Source organism: Novosphingobium rhizovicinum (assembly GCF_040813635.1).
Classification (GTDB): domain Bacteria; phylum Pseudomonadota; class Alphaproteobacteria; order Sphingomonadales; family Sphingomonadaceae; genus Novosphingobium; species Novosphingobium rhizovicinum.
Window position 1 is genome coordinate 140941 of the sequence record NZ_JBFNXR010000052.1, and the last position, 19202, is coordinate 160142.

At 65.1% G+C, this 19202-nt stretch carries 14 protein-coding genes; 10 read left to right on the forward strand and 4 right to left on the reverse strand.

What is annotated here, in order from left to right; all coding sequences use genetic code 11:
- Positions 1–2: 2 nt before the first annotated feature.
- On the reverse strand, positions 3–1166 hold the full coding sequence (locus tag ABUH87_RS14925) for an efflux RND transporter periplasmic adaptor subunit (protein ID WP_419956712.1): 1164 nt from the start codon (positions 1164–1166) through the stop codon (positions 3–5).
- Positions 1167–1293: 127 nt separating this feature from the next.
- On the opposite strand from ABUH87_RS14925, the gene ABUH87_RS14930 reads away from it, so the two are divergent.
- From ABUH87_RS14930 to ABUH87_RS14940, 3 genes are all read left to right on the forward strand, one after another.
- Complete coding sequence (locus ABUH87_RS14930; RefSeq protein WP_367774880.1) at positions 1294–1881, forward strand: TetR/AcrR family transcriptional regulator; 588 nt, start codon at positions 1294–1296, stop codon at positions 1879–1881.
- 142 nt (positions 1882–2023) lie between these two features.
- Positions 2024–2578 (forward strand): PRC-barrel domain containing protein, encoded by a 555-nt coding sequence (locus ABUH87_RS14935; protein WP_367775177.1) that lies wholly within the window; start codon positions 2024–2026, stop codon positions 2576–2578.
- Positions 2575–5697 (forward strand): TRCF domain-containing protein, encoded by a 3123-nt coding sequence (locus ABUH87_RS14940; RefSeq protein ID WP_367774881.1) that lies wholly within the window; start codon positions 2575–2577, stop codon positions 5695–5697. Before ABUH87_RS14935 ends, ABUH87_RS14940 begins: the two co-directional genes overlap by 4 nt.
- A 100-nt stretch (positions 5698–5797) precedes the next feature.
- Here the strand turns inward: ABUH87_RS14940 and ABUH87_RS14945 are convergent, their stop codons facing one another.
- Entirely contained in the window at positions 5798–6199 is a 402-nt protein-coding gene (locus ABUH87_RS14945) for a PRC-barrel domain containing protein (RefSeq protein ID WP_367774882.1), read from the reverse strand.
- Positions 6200–6351: 152 nt separating this feature from the next.
- Between ABUH87_RS14945 and ABUH87_RS14950 the strand changes: the two genes are divergently transcribed.
- On the forward strand, positions 6352–8400 hold the full coding sequence (locus tag ABUH87_RS14950) for a M13 family metallopeptidase (protein WP_367774883.1): 2049 nt from the start codon (positions 6352–6354) through the stop codon (positions 8398–8400).
- A 40-nt stretch (positions 8401–8440) separates the two neighbouring features.
- Here ABUH87_RS14950 and ABUH87_RS14955 read toward each other — a convergent pair whose 3' ends face one another.
- Positions 8441–8590, reverse strand: coding sequence for a hypothetical protein (locus tag ABUH87_RS14955; RefSeq protein WP_367774884.1), 150 nt, complete (start codon positions 8588–8590; stop codon positions 8441–8443).
- 230 nt (positions 8591–8820) lie between these two features.
- Here ABUH87_RS14955 and ABUH87_RS14960 point away from each other — a divergent pair, with 230 nt between their 5' ends.
- The 6 genes from ABUH87_RS14960 to ABUH87_RS14985 all read left to right on the forward strand — a co-directional run bounded on the left by ABUH87_RS14960 (position 8821) and on the right by ABUH87_RS14985 (position 18315).
- Positions 8821–9915 (forward strand): efflux RND transporter periplasmic adaptor subunit, encoded by a 1095-nt coding sequence (locus tag ABUH87_RS14960; protein ID WP_367774886.1) that lies wholly within the window; start codon positions 8821–8823, stop codon positions 9913–9915.
- Positions 9912–13016, forward strand: coding sequence for an efflux RND transporter permease subunit (locus tag ABUH87_RS14965; protein WP_367774888.1), 3105 nt, complete (start codon positions 9912–9914; stop codon positions 13014–13016). Before ABUH87_RS14960 ends, ABUH87_RS14965 begins: the two co-directional genes overlap by 4 nt.
- Complete coding sequence (locus ABUH87_RS14970) at positions 13013–14398, forward strand: efflux transporter outer membrane subunit (RefSeq protein ID WP_367774889.1); 1386 nt, start codon at positions 13013–13015, stop codon at positions 14396–14398. The genes ABUH87_RS14965 and ABUH87_RS14970 overlap by 4 nt, the downstream gene beginning before the upstream one ends.
- 99 nt (positions 14399–14497) lie before the next feature.
- Complete coding sequence (locus ABUH87_RS14975) at positions 14498–16195, forward strand: FAD-binding protein (protein ID WP_367774890.1); 1698 nt, start codon at positions 14498–14500, stop codon at positions 16193–16195.
- On the forward strand, positions 16192–17274 hold the full coding sequence (locus ABUH87_RS14980) for a phosphotransferase (protein ID WP_367774891.1): 1083 nt from the start codon (positions 16192–16194) through the stop codon (positions 17272–17274). The genes ABUH87_RS14975 and ABUH87_RS14980 overlap by 4 nt, the downstream gene beginning before the upstream one ends.
- 33 nt (positions 17275–17307) lie before the next feature.
- Positions 17308–18315 carry a zinc-dependent alcohol dehydrogenase gene (locus ABUH87_RS14985; protein ID WP_367774892.1) on the forward strand — a complete coding sequence of 336 codons (1008 nt, stop codon included), beginning with the start codon at positions 17308–17310 and terminating at the stop codon, positions 18313–18315.
- Between the two features lie 54 nt (positions 18316–18369).
- Here the strand turns inward: ABUH87_RS14985 and ABUH87_RS14990 are convergent, their stop codons facing one another.
- On the reverse strand, positions 18370–19173 hold the full coding sequence (locus ABUH87_RS14990) for a sugar phosphate isomerase/epimerase family protein (protein WP_367774893.1): 804 nt from the start codon (positions 19171–19173) through the stop codon (positions 18370–18372).
- Positions 19174–19202: the final 29 nt, after the last annotated feature.

The following is a 19202-nucleotide window of genomic DNA, read 5'->3' on the forward strand; positions in this document are numbered from 1 at the left end:
GCTCAGCCGCCCTGCCCGGCCGCGGCGGCGGTCTGGCGGGTCGCGGGACGGGCCGGTGCCTGCGTCACCTTCTGGCCCGGCTGAACTTTCTGCCATCCGTTGGCGATGATCCGCTCACCCGGTTTCAGCCCGGAACTGATCACCCACCTGCTGCCCAACATGGCCCCAAGTTCCACGTTTCGCGCAGTTACGGTCCCGTCCGTGCCGACGACGGAGACCACAGGCTGGTCGCCCTTCATCTGGACGGCCCGTGCCGGAATGACAACGCCACCCTGGCGCATGCCCATTTCGATGCGCCCGCGTACGAACTGGCCGGGTGACAGCAGCCCGTCCGGATTGATGAAGTTGGCCCGGATGATCTGGCTTCCCGTTTCCGGAGAGACGACCGGGCTCGCAAAGTCCAAGTGGCCGATGGGACCATAAACCTCACCGTTCTCCAGGACGAGCTTGGCCTCCACCGCGTCCAGCGCGGGAACCTTGAGCTTGCCCTGGCGGATATCGGATATCGTGTTCAACACGGCGGCATTCGACGCGCTGAAGACCGCATACACCGGCGAAACCTGATCGACGCGGGTCATGAGCGTTCCCTCCGCGCCGCTGACGAGCGCGCCTTCGGTCACTTCGGCAGCACCGGCGCGGCCCGCGATAGGCGCGCGAACGGTCGTATAGCTGAGCTGAAGGCGCGCACGCTCCAGCGCCGCACGAGCTTCCGCCACTTGCGCGCTCGCCTGCCGCAGGTCGGACTGCGCGGCATCGTACTCCTGCGCGCTGACCGCCCGTTCGTCGATCAGCGGTCCATAGCGGATCACAATCGACGATGCGTTCTCCCGGGCGGCAACGGCCCGCTGAAGAGCGGCTTCCGCGGACTGCACTTGCGCGCGATAATCGCGCGGATCGATGCTGAAGAGCGGCGTGCCGGCAGCGACAAAGGCGCCTTCCTCGTAGTGACGGCTCAGCACGATGCCATCGGTGCGAGCCCGCACTTCGGCCGTGCGAACCGCCTCGATCCGTCCAGGAAGTTCAATAAGGTTGGGCACCGGCTCCGCCTTAAGCGTGACGATGTCCACGGGAACAGGCGGGGGCGCTACCGCAGCTTCCTCACGCCCGCAGGCCGACAGGAGCAGGGAGCCGGCTGCGACTAACAGCCACGTTATTTTTCTGAGCAAGAACTCACCATGGAAGCGACCAGGATTGGTGACGAACACCCCTCTATCCTGTGCAGGACAATCGGACAAGCTTTGTCCGTTTATTATCGCCCCCTTTTGCGCTAACGGGTTTGCGGGGAGAGATGGAATGCGATGGGATGCGCGGAATAGCCGGGAAAAGTTGATCGCGGCGGCGGCCAAGGTGATGAGAGAGCGGGGCCACACCGTCCCACTTCAGGAGGTGATTGATGCAGCCGGGTTGGGGCGTGGGACCCTGTACCGGCACTTTGCGGATCGCGAGTCGCTGATCATCGCTGTCATCGAACACGATCTGGATGCCGCAAGCGAACTGATCGAGACCAGCGCGGACAGCCGTACGCTGTTCTTCGATTTCCTGGAAACCCGCAGCGCCAGCGCGGCAGCCTTTCTGCCGGCATTGCTATCGATCGACAGTGAGCGCCTCCGCTCTTTCACCGAGGCTACAAGGCCCCGCTACGACGCTCTCCTCTCGACCGTCGTAGACCGCGCCCGGGAGGCAGGAGTGATCCGGCACGACTACACTCCGCAGGATCTTGCCCTCACCATAGAGATGCTCAGCCTTGCTCGCCAGCGATGCTCGGGCGAGAGATCAAGACTGCCGGCGCGACTGCTCGATTTCCTGATGCAGGGCGTGGGTTCGCGCACCCAAGAGCCTCTCGAGCTGGAGGGAAACGGCGCGCCTTCTCGCCGCTCGTAAGCGGCATTACCGGTCCTCACACGAAAGTTGCACCAGCGGCCGCCACCAAGGCGGCGGCCGCGCGTTCATGGCTTCCCCTGCACGTTGAAATGGAGCAACTTTCTTGGAAGAAGCCGCCGGCTGGATTGCCCCTGTCGCCACCATGATTGCCGCCATGATGACGGCTGCCAATCTCGGCGCGCGTGTCACAGGCTCGGGCTTCGTCGTTTTCACGGTCGGCTCGATTTCCTGGTCCATTGTCGGGTTCACCTCCGACCAGACGAATCTGCTGGCGACGAACAGCTTCCTCACTCTCGTCAATCTGGTCGGGGTCTGGCGTTGGTTGGGCAAGCAGCGCGCCTACGAAGACGGGGGCAAGTCGGCCACTGAAGCGAGCCGCCGCTCAGCTTATCCGACGCTGTTCACTGCTACGGGCGTTGCCGGCATGCCGGTGACGTCCAAGGACGAAGAGCCAATCGGCCATGCAGTAGAGGCTCTGGTCACCTGCGAAGACGGAAGTGTAAGCTATGTCGTGATTTCCTCTCACGGCGTGGGTGGCATCGGCGAGGAACTCCGCGCCGTGCCGCGCGACGATATTGCCTTCAACTGCGACAGTCTTGAACTGAGGCGCTCCCGCGACTGGTTCGAAAACCTGCCACCGCTCCCGGAAGGAGACTGGCCAGCGACCCCGGCCCACCTCGTGGACGGCAACAAGTGAGCGACGCGACGCGGGGGACGGGTGAGATCGCGCTCCAGCTTTTCCGCGCTCTCGAGACGGGCGACCTCCTCTACCTTGCAGACGACGAGCAGCAGGCCGAAGCCATAGCGGTCGCCCTCAGCGCGCTCGCCCCGAGCTTCCCGGTCGTTTTCCTGCCCTCCAGCGACACATTGCCCGGAGATCGCGCGCCAGCATCTCCCGCCAATATCGGCCGCCGGGTGTCCGCTCTGCGCCGGCTGCGACGGCTGTCCCAAGTCCAGGAGCGTAGGCATCTAGCCACCATCATGAGCGGCGAGGCCGCCGCCCGGCTATACGCGGACCCCGTTGCGTTCGACGCGGCACCACCACTCCTGCGAACGGGCGACACAATCGACGTCGACAGCTTTGCAGGGCAAATGGAAGCGCTTGGCTATGTCATTGACGACCGTGTCGACGAGCCCGGAGAGGTGGCGGTGCGCGGAGACGTGATCGACATCTTCCCCGCCGACGCCGGATCGCCCGCCCGCATCGATCTCACGAATGGGCAGATCGCGGGTATCCGCCGCTACGACGCTGCCACCCAGCTTACCGACGAGGCGTGCGAAACGCTCGAGATTGGCCGCGCCATAGAGCCGGAGACCGGGGCAGGAACAACCATTCTCGCTCACTTGCGCCCGGCGAGGGTCTACCGGTCTGCCAAGGCGGAAAAGCGTCGCGAACGCTTCCTCCGCCTCGCTGCGGAAGCCGCCGGAGACGGCAAGATCGATGCAGCCTGCGAAGAGGCTTGGGCGAAGGACCTGTCTCACTGGACGGGGAACGCTGCCGACCTGGTCGAGACGAGCCCGGTTCCGCGCTTCTCGGAACAGCGCGCTCCGCTGCGTTCGCTCAAGCGCTTCGCGATACCGCTGCTCGACCAGGGCAAGCGCCTCATCATTGCCGGTGGCGAGCGGGACATCCGGTTTCTGCGCGCGAGGGTGGCAAAGCTGCTCGGAGCGCAAGTTGAGACCATCGAGAGCCTAGCAGCCCTGGATGAGCTCCCGCCAGAGACGCTTGCCGCACTGGTAGCGCCTATCGACCGCGGCGCCATGACGGAAACGCTCGTGGTGGTTGCGGCGGCCGATCTTCTTGGCAGCCGCGCCGTGCTTGGCGAAACGCCGGAGCCCCTGACCACCGGGCTCGCGCGAAACGGCGGCGATATCCGCGCCGGAGACGTCGTCGTGCATGAGGATCACGGCGTCGCCAAAGTTACCGGCCTTGAGCCGGCGCCCGGCGACGAAGAGGCCGAGGTCATCGCACTCGAATATGCCGGCGGTAACCGTCGCCTCGTGCCCTTGACGGACGCTGGGCGCATCTGGCGCTATGGCGCGGATGCCGAGGCGGTGACGCTCGACAAGCTCGATGGCTCCAGCTGGGAAAAGCGACGCGCTTCAATCGATGAGGCCCTTGCCGCGGGTGCCCGGGAACTCATGGCGCTGGCAGAGGAGCGCCGCCGGATCGAGGCGCCCGTGATCGAACCTGGACCCGCGCAGTACGAGCGCTTCGTCGCGAAATTCCCGTTCAACGAAACGGCCGATCAGGCGCGCGCCATACAAGCCGTCCGGGACGACCTTGCAAGCGGCAGTCCCATGGATCGACTGGTGATCGGAGACGTCGGGTACGGCAAGACAGAAGTCGCTTTGCGCGCTGCGGCGCTCACGGCATTGGCAGGCTATCAGGTCGTCATTGCAGCACCGACGACAGTGTTGGTCCGCCAGCATCTCGAGACGTTCAAGCGGCGTTTCGCTGGGACAGATGTGAAGGTCGGCTCGCTTTCACGCCTTTCCAGCACAGCAGAGAAGAAGGCAGTGAAGGCTGCTCTCGCCGAAGGGACGCTCGACATCGTCATCGGCACGGGCGCGGTGATGGCCAAGGACGTGAGCTATGCAAAGCTGGGCCTTGTCGTCATCGACGAGGAACAGCGCTTCGGCACTGCTGACAAAAAGAAGCTGCGCGTGCGCCCCGACATTCACCTGCTGGCGATGAGCGCAACACCGATCCCCCGGACTCTCCATCGCGCGATGATCGGGCTGCAGCAGATCTCGGTGATCGCGACGCCGCCTGCACGGCGCCAGCCGATCCGCACGAGCCTGGCCAATCCGGATGACGGACTGATCCGCACCGCCTTGCTGCGGGAACGCGCTCGCGGCGGGCAGAGCTTCGTCGTTGTGCCGCGCATTGAGGATATGGCGCCAGTTGCCGAACGTCTGAAGCGCGTCGTTCCCCAACTCGACCTGATTGAGGCACACGGCAAGCTGCCAGCCGCCGAGATCGACGAGGCGATGGTTCGTTTTGCCGATGGCGACGGTGATGTCCTGCTTGCGACCAACATCATCGAGGCCGGGCTCGACGTGCCCCGCGCCAATACCATGATCGTATGGCGCGCAGACCGCTTCGGCCTGGCCCAGCTTCACCAACTTCGCGGCCGCGTGGGCCGAGGCATTCGGCGCGGACAGCTCATGCTCCTGACCGAGGGCAGCGACATTGCCGAAAGAACGATGAAGCGGCTGCGCACGCTCGCGACGTATGACCGCCTGGGGGCGGGGTTCGAGATCAGCGCTGCCGACCTGGACCAGCGCGGCGCCGGAGACCCCTTGGCTGACACCCAGGCAGGGCACATGAAGCTGATCGGAGTCGATCTGTACCAGCACCTTTTCGAGGCCGCACTCAAGCAGGCGCGTGGCGAGGAGGCCCGGCTTTGGGTGCCAGAGCTCAACCTCGGGAGGAGCGGCGCCCTGCCCGCCGAGTGGATCCCTGACCCGGACGTTCGGCTTAGCCTCTATGTCCGGCTCGCGCGAACGAGCGAGGAAGCGGAACTGGATGCTCTTGAGGAAGAACTCATCGACCGGTTTGGCGCCCTGCCTCCCGCCGCCGCAAATCTTGTCGAGATGGCACGGATCCGCTTGCTGGCTCGCGATGCCGGTATCAGCAGGGTCGATGCAGGCCCGGCCGCGATCGCTCTGACGCCGCATAGCACAAGAGCCACGCCGCCCTCTGGTCACGGACTGGCCGCCAAAGACGGGCGTTGGCTCCTCAAGGAACAGACCGAAGAAGACAATCGGACCGGACGGGTAGCCGCACTCCTGGGAGACCTGGGAACGTAAACAGCCCGCCTGCGGCCTGCAGAGGACGGGATAGTCCCTGCAGTGCGCGGACGGGCAGCCAACGGCTTACGGGGCAAAGCGGGTGATCAACACCCGCAGGTCATGGCACCAGTTTCACCTCGGGAAGTGCCTGCAGTTCTGCAACGGTCATCGACGTCTGCAAGTCCGTGTCATTCCCACGGGCAACCGCTCTGAGGCCAGAGACAGGAACATGCACGAACCTGTCCGGGTTGCTGTCTTCGATCTCGATCAGCAGGCGATCGACATTACCTGCCGTGTCGCGTTCGATCCTCACAACGTCACCGAGTTCGACATTGTCGGCACCGATCAGGTCTGCATCGAGCAGTTGAAGCTCGGTCAGGCCGAGGGCCACCGTCTCGTTTCCGGCGGCGGTCGCCTGTGCCTCTGCCGCACGTTCCATCTTGTCCTCGGCCACGTCCCCGCTGTCATTGCAGCCCGTTACGGCCATGGCCATCGCAATTGCTGCCAGTCCTGCCCGCATGACTTCTCTCCTTCTCCAGACAACACGTTCGTCGGTGAACTCGCGGACCGAGCGTCGAGTTCCTCATGGCTACAGGGGCTGCTCTTGGATCTGGATCATCGCTGCTGCTGGGTGTACCGCCTTGTGCGGTACATATCGGAGACCGCCTTTCCATGACGCATCGCGCTGCACGCCTTCCCGTGACTCTCCTCGCAGCCCTCCTCGCCTCCACGACAGCCATCGCGCAGGAGCAGCCGTCCGGCGTCGATACCACTGCGTTCGACACGACCGTCAAGCCGGGGGACGATTTCGAACAGTACGCCAACGGCGCGTGGCGCGCGCGCACGGAAATTCCGGCCGATCGCTCCTCGGTCGGCATTTTCCTGACCGTCTCGAAGATTGCCGAGGACCGCACCGCCGCGATTGTCGCGGATGCGGCCAAGGCTCCCGCAGGCAGCGACCAGCGCCGCATCGCCGACTACTACGCGGCCTACATGGACACGGCGGGTATCGAGAAGCGGGGCATTGCGCCCCTGAAGCCCGCGTTCGCCGAAATCGCAGCGCTGAAGAGCAAGCAGGACCTTTCGCGCATGCTGGGCGCGCGGACCCGCGTGGATGTCGACCCGCTGAACGCCACCGATTTCTGGACGGGCAATCTCTTCGGCCTGTTTGTCACCCAGGCGCTGGACGAGCCGACCAAGACCGTGCCCTACGTTCTTCAAGGCGGCTTGGGGATGCCGGACCGGGACTACTACCTCTCCGACGCGCCCGCCATGCGCGAGGTTCGCGAGGCCTATCGCACCTATGTGACGAGCCTGTTCCGGCTGGCGGGCTTCGACGAGCCAGAGGCGCGTGCAAGCCGCGTGATCGATCTGGAGACAAAGATCGCAAAAGCACACGCCGATCTCGTCACCAGCCAGGATGCGCACAGGGCCGACAAGCCGTGGAAGGCGTCCGATTTTGCAGTGAAGGCGCCGGGGCTGGACTGGGCCGCCTTCTGGCCGGCAGCGCGGCTCGGCCAACAGCAGGAGTTCATCGTCTGGCAGCCCGCAGCGATCACCGGCCTGTCGGCGCTGGTAGCCAGCGAGCCGCTGGCGGCTTGGCAAGACTGGCTTCGCTTCCACCGGATGGATGACGTCACAGCGGTTCTGCCCCGTGAGTTCGATGAGGCAAGCTTCGCATTCAAGGGCAAGGCACTGAGCGGCACACCGCAGCAGCGACCACGCGAGAAGCGGGCCCTCGATGCCGTCAACAACGCGCTGGGCGGGCCGATTGGCCGCATTTATGTCGAGCGGTTCTTCCCGGCTTCTTCCAAGGCAGACATCCAGCAAATGGTGTCCGGCATGCTGAAGGCATTCGACACCCGTGTGGCCGCGCTCGACTGGATGAGCCCGACGACGAAGGCGGAGGCCCGCAAGAAGATCGCAACCATGATCGTGGGCGTCGGCTATCCGGAGCGCTGGTCCGACTATGGCAACCTCGCCGTCCGCGCTGACGATCCGGTCGGCAACCGGGAGCGGGCCGAACTGGCGAACACCGAGCGCCAGCTTGCGAAGATCGGCCAACCCGTCGATCGCGGCGAATGGTGGATGACGCCGCAGACGGTGAACGCCCTCAACCTGCCGCTGCAGAATGCCCTGAACTTCCCGGCGGCGATTCTGGAGGCTCCCTTCTACGATCCCGCACGCGACGCGGCGGCGAACTACGGCGCCATCGGAGCGGTGATCGGGCACGAGATCAGTCACGGCTTCGACAATCTGGGTGCTGATTTCGATGCGACGGGGCGGCTGCGCAACTGGTGGTCTGCCGAGGATATGGCGCGCTTCGAAGCGAAGGGAGAGGCCCTGGTCGAGCAGTACAATGCTTACGAGGCCCTGCCGGGTCTCTACGTCAACGGCGAGCAAACTCTGGGTGAAAACATCGCCGATGTCGCAGGACTGACCGCTGCCCTCGACGCCTATCACGCGTCTCTCGGGGGCAAGGCCGCTCCGGTGATTGACGGGATGACTGGCGACCAGCGGCTTTTCCTCTCCTTCGCGCAGACGTGGGCTGCCAAGTTCCGCGACAAGGCTTTGCGTGCCCGCGTTCAGGGCGACGTGCACGCACCTGCGCGGTTCCGGGCGCAAACCGTACGGAACCTGGACGGCTGGTATGACGCATTCGGCGTGAAGCCGGGCGATGCGCTGTATCTGCCCCCGGAGAAGCGCGTGCAGGTCTGGTAAGGGCGCCTGCGTGGCGAGATCGACCGTCTCGCCACGCGCGTTATTCTGCAACCGCGCGGTTCGCCAGCGGTTCGTCTTTCAGGGAGCCGAACGCTTCCAGGAGGATGACCTTATGTCCACGGACAAGAAGCCGCTCGATCCGCAGCCGGATCGCGAACCACCAAGTGACGCGGACTCCTGCAAGCAGCATCAGGATGACATCCTTGACGAGGGGCTGGAGGACACCTTTCCCGCCAGCGACCCTCCGTCGATCATCTCTCCACACCCGAAACCCTGCTGACAAGGAGAGAGGCGTAGACCGAGGTCGCCTCCGAGAGTTCCCAGGTCTGCGATCCGTCATGCCCTGAAGGGTGGTGCGGGAAGCTGCCGCGCTGCCAGTTTGGCGGTTGGCCCGCCGCTAAATAGCGCTATTGAAAGGGAATGATCAAAAGAACGCTGGCGTGCGTGACGCTGATCGCCGGATTGGCGCTGTCCGCCTGCGGCTCCGAAGAAGACACGAAAGCTGCGCAGCCGCCAACGCGCGTGGTTGCTCAGACCGTGCAGATGCTGCCTGAACAGGGTGAGGTGGATGCCATCGGCACCGCACGCGCAGTGACCGCGGCCGAACTGTATCCGGAGGCGGCCGGCCTCATCACCGCAGTGCGCTTTTCCGCCGGAGACCGTGTGGCACGCGGTGCCCCGCTGGTTCAGCTGGACGACCGGCGTGAGCGGCTGGCGGTGAGGCTGGCGCGCGTCGCCGTGGCAGAGGCCGACCAGTTGCTGGGCCGCTACCGCCGGATCGAGGACACCGGCGCTCTGTCCGCCAGCCAGATCGAAGCAGGCGAGACCGCGCTCCAATCGGCCAAGATTCAGCTGGAACAAGCCCAGGTCGCGCTGGCGGACCGCACGGTTCGTGCCCCCTTTTCCGGGTTCATGGGCATTCCGCAAGTCGATCGCGGCGACCGCATCACGCCGACGACTCTGATTGGCACGATCGACGACCGCTCCACTCTTTTCGTTGACTTCCCCGCGCCCGAAGCCGTCTTCGATGAGCTGCAACCCGGGGCAACGGTGGAGCTGTCACCCTACTCAGGCCCGAAGCGGACCATTCAGGCCCGCGTCCAGGCGGTGGACAGCGCAGTGACGGCAGAGACGCGCAGCTTCACTGTGCGGACCGTCATTCCCAACCGCAACGATGCCTACAGACCCGGTATGAGCTTTCGCGCCAAGTTCGCAGCACCGGGCCAGACACGGCCAGCAGTTCCGGAAAGCGCAGTCGTGTGGGGCGGCGATGGCTCCTACGTGTGGGCTGTTCGCTCAGGCGTAGCCCGGCGGGTGCCGGTCACCATCGCGGCCCGGAGGAGCGGAATGGTGCTGCTGTCAGGCAAGTTGCGGCCTCAGGAGCGGATCATCGTCGAGGGTGTGCAGAAGGTCCGGGAGGGGCAGCGCGTGACGCTGGTTGCGCCTAGACGGCCAGAGCCGCAACAGGCGACGGTACGCGCTCCGAAGCCGCCGCAACGTGACGGCGCCTCGTGACCGAGCGCAACGACCTTGCGATGCTGGCCGTCAAGCGGCCGCTGCTGATTGCCGTCCTTAATCTTCTGATCGTGATCGCGGGCCTTGCCGCAGTCTTTGGCGTAGAGATCCGCGAACTTCCCAATGTCGACCGGCCGATCATCTCGGTGAATGCGACGTTCCCGGGTGCCTCGCCACAGACGATCGACTCCGAAGTGACGAGCATTCTGGAAGATGCGGCGGCGCGGGTTACAGGTGTACGCCGTATCCGCGCGTCGAGCGAGGAGAACAACGCCCGCGTCCGCGTGGAGTTTTCGCCCGGCGTCGATCTGGACACGGCAGCCGCCGACGTGCGCGAGGCGGTGAGCCGCGTCACCGACGACTTGCCAGAGCGTGTGGAGCAAGTCCGCGTGGTCAAGGCGGATGAAGATGCGCAGGCGATCATCCAGCTTGCCGTTTCAAGCCGCCGCTACGACGAAGCCGAGCTGACCACGATCATCGACAACGACATCGTGCCCGAGCTGCTGACCGCGCAGGGCGTGGCGAGCATCGCGCAATTCGGAGCCCGTGTGCAGCAGATGCGTGTGGCCGTCGATCCGGTGCGGCTCAACCGCTACGGGCTCACCGTGGGTGACGTCGCCGATGCATTGCAGCAGGCGCCCTACGACGTACCCGCCGGCAGCTTTCGCTCCGACGCGCAGGAACTCGTGGTGCGGGCGCAGGCCACCGCCGCCACGCCCGAGCTGGTGCGCGAGGTCATCGTGCGCGGCACCACGCGCGTCGGTGATGTGGCCGAGGTGTTCCTGGCGCCCGCCGATGCGACCAGCTTCGTCCGCCTGGACGGCCGCTCCATCATTGGCTTAGGCGTGATCCGGCAGGCCGGGTCCAACACCATCGAGATCTCCAATGCCATCGAGAGCGCGGTCGAGCGGGTGAGCGGGCGCTTTCCCGAAATCACCATAGCCGTGATCTCCGACGATGCGGACTTCATCCGCGTATCGGTAGAGGAAGTGCTCGTCACGCTGGGCTTCACGATCGTGGTGGTGATCGTCACAATCCTGCTGTTCTTCCGCTCGTGGCGCGCGACCTTGATCCCGGCAACGGCCATCCCGATCGCGCTTGTCGGTGTGCTCGCGGGCATTTGGATGGCCGGATTCTCGATCAACCTGCTGACGCTGCTGGCGCTGGTGCTGGCCACCGGGCTGATCGTGGACGATGCCATCGTGGTGCTGGAGAATGCACAGCGGCTGCAGAACGAGGGTTTTGGCCGCAAGGCTGCCGCCGTGCTGGGCACGCGACAGGTGTTCTTCGCCGTGATCGCGACGACAGCGGTGCTGATCTCGGTGTTCGTGCCGATCTCCTTCCTGCCATCCGATGCGGGGCGCCTCTTCCGTGAGTTCGGATTCGTGCTGGCGCTGGCGGTCGCGATCTCGTCCTTTGTCGCGCTCTCACTAGTACCGGCCCTGGCCGCGAAGATGACGCTGACCATTACCGATCAGCAGGAGAGCCGGCTGACCCGGCTCGGGTCTGCACTCAACACGCGCTATGCGCATGCGGTGCGCTGGTCTCTGGACCGTCCCAAGCTCGTGATCCTCGCATCGGTCGGGGCGGCACTGGCTGCGGGGCTGCTGTACCCCACGCTTCGCAACGAACTCGTGCCGGAGGGTGATCGCGGCGTGCTGGAGGTCTATGCGACGGGGCCGGACGGCGTGGGTCTTGCCTTCATGGATGGCGAACTGGACGAAATCGAGGAAGCGCTGCGCCCCTTGCAGGAGAGCGGTGAGATCCAGTCAACATTCTCGATCGTGGGGCGGTACGATCCCAATCGGATCCAGGTCATCGCAGAGCTGGCTGACTGGGGCGAAAGGGAGCGCAGCCAGGGTGAGATCGTCGATGCCCTGCGTGCCCCGCTTGAGCGTATTCCCGGCTCCCGCGTCAGCCCGCGCGGGCGAGGGTCGCTGAACATCGGCGGTGGCGGCGACCGCATAGAGGTTGCACTGACAGGCACGGACTACCCGGAGATCTACGAGCGCGCGCAGGCCCTTGCCGAAGCGATTGACACCCGGTCCGACATGCTGGCGAACGCGGAGATATCGTATCAGCCCACACAGCCGCAGATCGCACTTCAAGTGGACCGCCGTCGAGCGGCCGAACTCGGAGTGGACCTGACCCAGCTGTCCGGAACACTGCGTGCTATGGTCGGCGGCGAAGAGGTCGTGGATCTGAACGTCGGCGACCGGGCGCTGCCGATCCTGCTGACGGCTGAGACAACTTCGATCACCAGCCCGTCCGATCTGAACAATCTGTACGTGCGCACCGGCAGCGGCGGACTGGCTCCGCTGTCGACCATCGTCACCATTCGCGAAGAAGGCGTCGCGGCCGAACTCGACCGCGTCGCCCAGCGGCGGGCAATCGAAGTTGAGGCGGACATCACCTCAGGAACCATCGGCGAGGCGGTGGTCGAGATCAGGCGGCTTGCGCAGGAAATCGGCGTCGAAGGGAGCGAGCTTGTCCTGCAAGGAGAGGCAGAGACGCTCGAAGAGACGTCGAATGCGCTGGTGCTCACGTATGGCTTTGCCCTTCTCGTCGTGTTCCTGGTGCTGGTGGCACAGTTCGAAAGCCTGACCAGCCCGCTCGTCATTCTCCTGACGGTCCCGTTTGCGCTGGCAGCGGCAGTCCTCTCGCTGTTCCTCTCGGGCATTTCGCTCAACATCTATTCGCAGATCGGCCTTGTGATGCTGATCGGCCTGATGGCGAAAAACGGGATCCTCATCGTCGAATTCGCCGACCAGCTTCGCCATGAAGGCAAGTCGGTGCGCGAAGCCGCCGAGGAAGCAGCCTCGCTGCGCCTTCGCCCGATCATGATGACGCTGATCTCGACCGTGATCGGTGCCGTGCCACTCGTGATCGCAAGCGGAGCGGGGGCGGAGGCGCGGGAGTCGATCGGCTGGGTGATCTTCGGCGGCCTTGGGCTTGCCGGCATATTCACGTTGTTCCTCACGCCCGTGCTCTATTCGGTCGTGGCCCGGTGGGGTAAGCCGCGCAGCGTCGACCTCACCCGCCTGCGCCGGGAACTCGACGCCGTTGATGAGAACGGCAAGCCGATGGCGGCAACAGCATGATGCGCGACGGCCGCCTGCTCATCCTGGCCGGTTCGGTTGCCCTCTCCGCCTGCGCAGGCACGGCGCCTTACACCCCGTCCGCGCCGCCAGTGGCGCTGTCACCGGAATTCGTCACAGCGTTCCGCCCTCCCGCCGGAGACAATGCGACGTGGTGGCGCGGCTTCAACGATCCCGTGCTGGAGGCGCTCGTCCGGCGCGCACTCGACCAGAACCTGACGATCGCTGCCGCCCGCAGCAGGCTGGAAGCGGCGCGCGCAGCAGTGCTGGCAGAGCGATCGGACCGGCTGCCTTCGCTCAGTGCGGACGGGGCAGTCGAACTGCTGGAAGGCACGTCGGATCGCACCACCTTGGGCGGCAGCGCCGGAACCAGCGTGCTGTTCGATCCGGATATCGGCGGCCGATTGTCGCGGGAAGTTGAGGCGGCAGCCGCGCGGGCCGACGCAGCGCGCTACGTCTTGGCAGACGCACGCCGTCTGGTCGCTGCAGCGGTTGCGCAGCAATACGTCGAGCTGCGCCGCTCCGAAGCGCGCCTCGTACTGTTGGAAGAGTCGACAGAGTTGCAGCAACGCACATTGCGCATAGTCCAACTGCGGTTCGAAGCGGGACTTTCGGCCAACCTGGATGTGCGCCGCGCCGCCGCAGACCTCGCGCAGACAGAGGCCCAGCGCGGCGTCCTGCTGCTGCAGCGAGCAGAGGCGGCACGAGCGCTCTCGGTGCTCCTTGGCGACAGCCCGCAGCCCCTGCCCGCAAGGCCCGATGAGCCGCGGATACCGGCGTTTGCAGGCGGTCCGCCTACAGGCGTGCCTGCCGATCTGCTACGCCGAAGACCAGACCTGCTTGTAGCCGAAGCCAACCTTGCAGAGGCAGCCGCGATGATGGGTGCGGAACAGGCCGATCTGCTTCCGGCGCTCGCACTCACCGGGCGCATCGAGATCGGCGACGGGCTCGTCAGCGGGATTTTCGACGAGGTGTTCGGCTCTCTTGGCGCGCTCCTCGACATCCCGCTCTTCGACGGGGGAAGGCGCCGCGCCGAGATCGTGGCCGCACGCGCCGAGGCAGACGCGCGGTTCGATGAGTACCGCCAAACGCTGCTGGACGCGTTGCGCGAAGTGGAGAACGCGCTCGTTGCCATTGAGAGCTACTCCGATCGTTCGGCCGACCTGCGTAACGCGATCGAGCAGAGCGAGGCGGCGTTCAACCAGTCCAACGCATTGTACCGTGAGGGCCTTGCCTCGCTGTTCGATGTGCTGGACTCTCAACGTCAGCTGATCGGCAGCCGCCAATCCCTGATCGACAGCGAGGCGCAGATCGCCTCTGCCATCATCGACTTGTACAGTGCGACAGGTGCGCCTGCCGATCCGGAGCCCGGCGAAGCCCTTTGACGGCAAAACTCCCCAAACACCTCTGTTCGTCGCCATTCCAGCCTGTTAGCCTGCGGCTACACAGACCGGGAACATGCCCGGCACGGGAGAGCGGTGGAGATGGAAACGGCAGGCGCCGACGAAGCGTTCGACTTCGTCATCGTGGGAAGTGGCGGTGGTTCGATGTGCGCGGCCATCGCGGCACGCAGCATGGGCCTGACTGCGCTCATACTCGAAAAAACGCCGCTGGTCGGCGGCACCACCGCCAAGTCCGGCGGTATCATGTGGGTCCCGAACAATCGCTTCATGAAGAGGGACGGGATCGAGGACAGCACCGAGAAGGCAATGACCTACCTCGACCATGTCGTCGGCGATCACAATGACACCCCCGGCGCCAGTCGCGAGCGGCGGCTTGCCTATGTCACCCGGGCGCCGCGCATGGTGGATTTCCTGGTTGAGCAGGGCCTCCAGCTAAACCGCCATCCCTGCTGGCCGGACTACTATGACGATCTGCCGGGCGGCATACCGGAAGGCCGCACCGTCTATGCCGAACTCTTCGATACCGCAGAACTGGGCGAGGCGCGAAAGCTGCTTCGCCCTAACTTCGTGCCCGTCCCGGTAAAACCACGCGAAATGTGGGATCTTCCCCTGTACAAGACCACCGGAGCGGGCAAGCGGGCCATGGCCAAGGTCGCGCTGCGGATGGCAGCGGCAAAGCTCACCGGCCGCAAATGGGCCAACAATGGGGCGGCGCTGCAAGGACGCATGTTCAAGCGCGCGCTTGAGCTTGGCGTGGAAGTCCGCGTCAACGCAGGCGTCGAGCGGTTGATGGCCGACAGTCGGGGACGCATCAGCGGCGTTGTGGTGAACATCGACGGCACCGCGAAAACCATCGCCGCGCGATCGGGCGTGCTCATCAATGCGGGCGGGTTCGCCCACAACCAGCGCATGCGTGACCGTTATCAGCCCGGCACTTCCGCAGAGTGGACCGCCACCTGCGAAGGCGACACTGGCGAGATGATCGAGGAGATGATGCGGCATGGAGCTGCCATCGCTCAGATGGAGGAGATGGTGGGCAACCAGGCCGCTCTCCCGCCCGGCAATCAGGGGGTGGCCCTGGTCGTCACCGAGCTGACAAAGCCCCATGCCATCGTCGTGGACGCCTCGGGCCAACGCTACACGAACGAAGCGCAGTCCTACATGTCGTTCTGCCAGGCGATGCTGGCGCGGGACCACGAAGTGCCCGCTGTGCCCAGCTGGATGATCTTCGACAGCCGCTTCATGTCCAAGTACATCGTCGCAGGCTCGCTGCCGGGCACCAAAAAGCCGGCTGCCTGGTATGATGAGGGCTTCCTCGTCAAAGCGGACAGCCTGGCAGCGCTTGCCCAGGCCTGCGGTGTCCCGCCTGCAACTCTCGAAGCCACCGTCGCCCGCTTCAACGGTTTCGCGTGCGAAGGCATCGATCGGGACTTCAACCGCGGCGGCCGTGCTTACGACCGGTTCGTCGGAGACAAGGCCCATAAGCCCTCGCCCACTCTGGGAACACTGGAGCAAGGCCCGTTCTACGCCTACCGACTGTACCCGGGCGATGTCGGAACCTACGGCGGCGTCGTGACCGACTGCGAGGCGCGGGTCCTGCGAGAGGATGGCTCCGCGATCCCCGGCCTCTATGCCACCGGAACCTCCACAGCGAGCGTCATGGGCAGAGCCTATCCGGGAGCAGGCGCCAGCGTCGGCCCCTCTTTCGTCTGGGGCTACGTCGCCGCTCTTCATGCCGCCCGCGCGTCGTCGGAGAATACGGCGGCCCACGCGGCATGAGCAGCGCGCAGGAGCAGTGCACGCAGGCAAGTCTCCCGATGACGCTGGGGCAGATCGATGCAGCATGGCTGACATCCGCCCTGCGCACGCGCTTTCCCGATGTCCGTGTGCGCCAGCTGACGATTGCCGAGGTGATGCACGGCACTTGCACCAAAGTGTGGATCGATCTGGAGACCGACGGTGCCCAGCTGCCGGGCAGGCTGATGCTCAAGGGCGGTTTCGAACCGCACAGCCGTGACTGGTGGTCCATGCACCAGATGGAGGTGGGCGGATACCTGCACATACTGCCCGAACTGCGCCTGCCCAGCCCCACGTGCTACTTCGCAGCCTATGACGAGGGCCAGAAGCAAGGCGTTATCGTCATGGAAGACCTGGTCTCTAGCGGTGCGCGGTTCTGCCACGCGCAGCACCCGGCCGGGTTGACCGAGACACGCCAGCGGCTCGCCACCCTCGCGGCTTTTCACGCGCGCAGCTGGCAATCAGAAAGCTTCGCACCCGGTGGCGACTGGCACTGGGTCCAGGATGTTGCCTGCGACACCCGCGATTACGCGCGTGCATTCCTCCAGCCCGAGGTGTGGACCCGATACACCGCTCTACCCCGTGGCGCCGCCGTGGCGCGGCGCTTTCACGATGCCGCCTGGCTTGGCGAGGCGCTGGAGAAGCTCGTCACCGTGTCGTCCTCGCTACCCCATTGCGTACTTCACGGTGATACGCACCCGGGCAACCTCTACGTCGCAGCCGATGGCACTCCCGGCTTCTTCGACTCCCTTCCCGGCCATGGACCGGCGATGTCCGAGGTCGCTTACCACCTTGTCTGCGCTCTGGATGTCGAGGACCGTCGCTCGTGGGAGCGCGAACTTGTCCGCTTCTATCTGGACGCGCTCGCAAGTCAGGGTGTCGAGCCGCCCACGGAGGAGGAAGCGATGACCCAGTATGCGATATTCCTGGCCCGCGCCTACTTCATCTTCATCATCAACGCGTCCGAGTTCCAGAAGGAAGCCGTAAACACGGCCTACACCGCACGGATCAGTGCGGCGATGCTGGACCATGATACTGCTGGCCGCCTCTCAGCTCTTTGAAGGCGGACACAAATTGAAGAGAGACAGCACCCGATGAGAGTAGCGGTCTATCACGGAGGCCAGTCAGCCATCACCATTGACGAGGTGGCGACGCCGCAGCCCGGACCAGAAGACGTCCTGGTGGAAGTGGGCTTTTGCGGCATCTGTGGCAGCGACGTTTCGATGACATCGGGCGCCGGGTGGGACTACGAGCCCGGCACTCACCTGGGCCACGAGTATTGCGGCACAGTTGTTGAGCTTGGCTCACGCGTTCAGGGCTTGCGAACGGGCGATCTCGTAACCTGCGTGCCCAACGGCTTTTGCGGGGCTTGCCAGGCGTGTCGTGACGGCAGGCTGCTATCGTGCCGCAACGGCAAGCCGCAGATGGGCGGAATGGGCGGTTACGTGGCCGTCCGAGACGCTTCGGCTGTTCGACTGTCCGGAATGGTCGGTCTCGACGAGGCCGCCCTTGTCGAGCCGCTCGCCTGTGCGCGTCATGGTCTGGACGCCGGTAATGTTTGCGGCGGTGACCACGTTCTCGTCGTTGGCGCAGGGCCTCTTGCACTTGCCGTCATTCATAATGCAGTGCTTCGGGGCGCGCGAAAGATTGGCGTCCTCTCGCGCTCGGCACGCGGACGCGATCTGGCGCTGCAATTCGGTGCCAGCTATTTCCTCTCCGAAGAGTACGACGGTCCCGAAGCCGCTCAACGCATCCTTGCCGACCTTCCTGATGTCGTGGTCGAATGCGCCGGTGCGCCGGGATTACTGGCGCGATCGGCCGAACTCGTGCGGCCCGCCGGAACTGTGGTCAGCATGGGAATGTGCGGCAGCGCGGAACCGCTACTGCCGATCCTGTGCACCTTCAAGGAACTCAAGATGGTGTTTCCGCTCGGCTACTCGCTTGCCGATTTCGAAGCCACCATCCGCGAGTTCGATCAGGGGGCGGTAGACCCCGCGAGCATGGTCAAGCGTGTCATCGGGCTCGACGCACTGCCAGCGGCTCTCGCGAGCATGAGAGAGGGCGGCAACGAAGGCAAGATCCTCATCGATCCTCGTATGTAGCCGCCGTATTTGGCCACCCCGCGCGGCGTTCATGCGCGGCTTGCCGTTCGCACCTCAACCAAGCGCTTGCAGCACCCGCAAAGCTGCTGCCCTGACCTCGCGCGCCTGCTCAAGCGCCGATCGACCGGCCTGTGCCCGGCTGACGCTGGGGCACTCGACGCCGTAGGGGACATCCTTCGGAAGCAAGTTCAGCATACCGAGCAGCGGAAACTGGCCCTCGCCCGGATAGGTGCGCTCGCAAACGGCGCCCATGCCGACCTGCTCCTCCGGCATCGGTATCGGCCCGTCGCACAGCTGCACATAGCGGATACGCGACAGGTCGATGGCGGAAAGATCGTCTATCGAGCCGCCGCCGCCGATGACGTGCCAGGGGTCAAAGGTGATCCCCACATCCGCACCGGAGGCGACGATCAGTCGCTCGGCCTGGGACAGCGTAGTGGTGTGGCCGCCCGCGACTGGCTCCAGATTAACGCCCAGCCCCACCTCTCCCGCAACTTCGGCAAAGCGCGCGAGGAGGTCCGCAGCCGCACCTGCATCCGGATTGCTGTAGTTGATCGTCAGCGCGGTCTTGGCGCCCAGTCTGACGCCACGTTCCAACGCATCACGATAGCTGTCGATCGCCTCCAGCGAGTGCAGGTCGAACACCTCCAGCGTCACGACGTTAAGGCCAGTGTCTTCCAGGACGCGTGCGCACTCCTGCTCCTTGTCGGCCGATAGCAGCGCCGAGGGGAACAGCGGCGGCGCCTGGACCCATAAGCTCACCGTGTCGAAGCCTGCCCCGGCTGCGGCTTTCAACATCTCCATCGGCTCAGTGTCAGTAAGCGTCAGGCTGTCCAACGAGAGGTGCGGTGGGTTCATCGGGATGTGCCTTCCTGTTCAGGCGCTTG

Coding starts and splice junctions, on each gene's coding strand:
- ABUH87_RS14930 (WP_367774880.1), top strand. CDS start 1,294: ATGCGATGGGATGCGCGGAATAGCCGGGAAAAGTTGATCGCGGCGGCG.
- ABUH87_RS14935 (WP_367775177.1), top strand. CDS start 2,024: ATGATTGCCGCCATGATGACGGCTGCCAATCTCGGCGCGCGTGTCACA.
- ABUH87_RS14945 (WP_367774882.1), bottom strand. CDS start 6,199: ATGCGGGCAGGACTGGCAGCAATTGCGATGGCCATGGCCGTAACGGGC.
- ABUH87_RS14950 (WP_367774883.1), top strand. CDS start 6,352: ATGACGCATCGCGCTGCACGCCTTCCCGTGACTCTCCTCGCAGCCCTC.
- ABUH87_RS14955 (WP_367774884.1), bottom strand. CDS start 8,590: ATGCTGCTTGCAGGAGTCCGCGTCACTTGGTGGTTCGCGATCCGGCTG.
- ABUH87_RS14960 (WP_367774886.1), top strand. CDS start 8,821: ATGATCAAAAGAACGCTGGCGTGCGTGACGCTGATCGCCGGATTGGCG.
- ABUH87_RS14970 (WP_367774889.1), top strand. CDS start 13,013: ATGATGCGCGACGGCCGCCTGCTCATCCTGGCCGGTTCGGTTGCCCTC.
- ABUH87_RS14975 (WP_367774890.1), top strand. CDS start 14,498: ATGGAAACGGCAGGCGCCGACGAAGCGTTCGACTTCGTCATCGTGGGA.
- ABUH87_RS14980 (WP_367774891.1), top strand. CDS start 16,192: ATGAGCAGCGCGCAGGAGCAGTGCACGCAGGCAAGTCTCCCGATGACG.
- ABUH87_RS14985 (WP_367774892.1), top strand. CDS start 17,308: ATGAGAGTAGCGGTCTATCACGGAGGCCAGTCAGCCATCACCATTGAC.
- ABUH87_RS14990 (WP_367774893.1), bottom strand. CDS start 19,173: ATGAACCCACCGCACCTCTCGTTGGACAGCCTGACGCTTACTGACACT.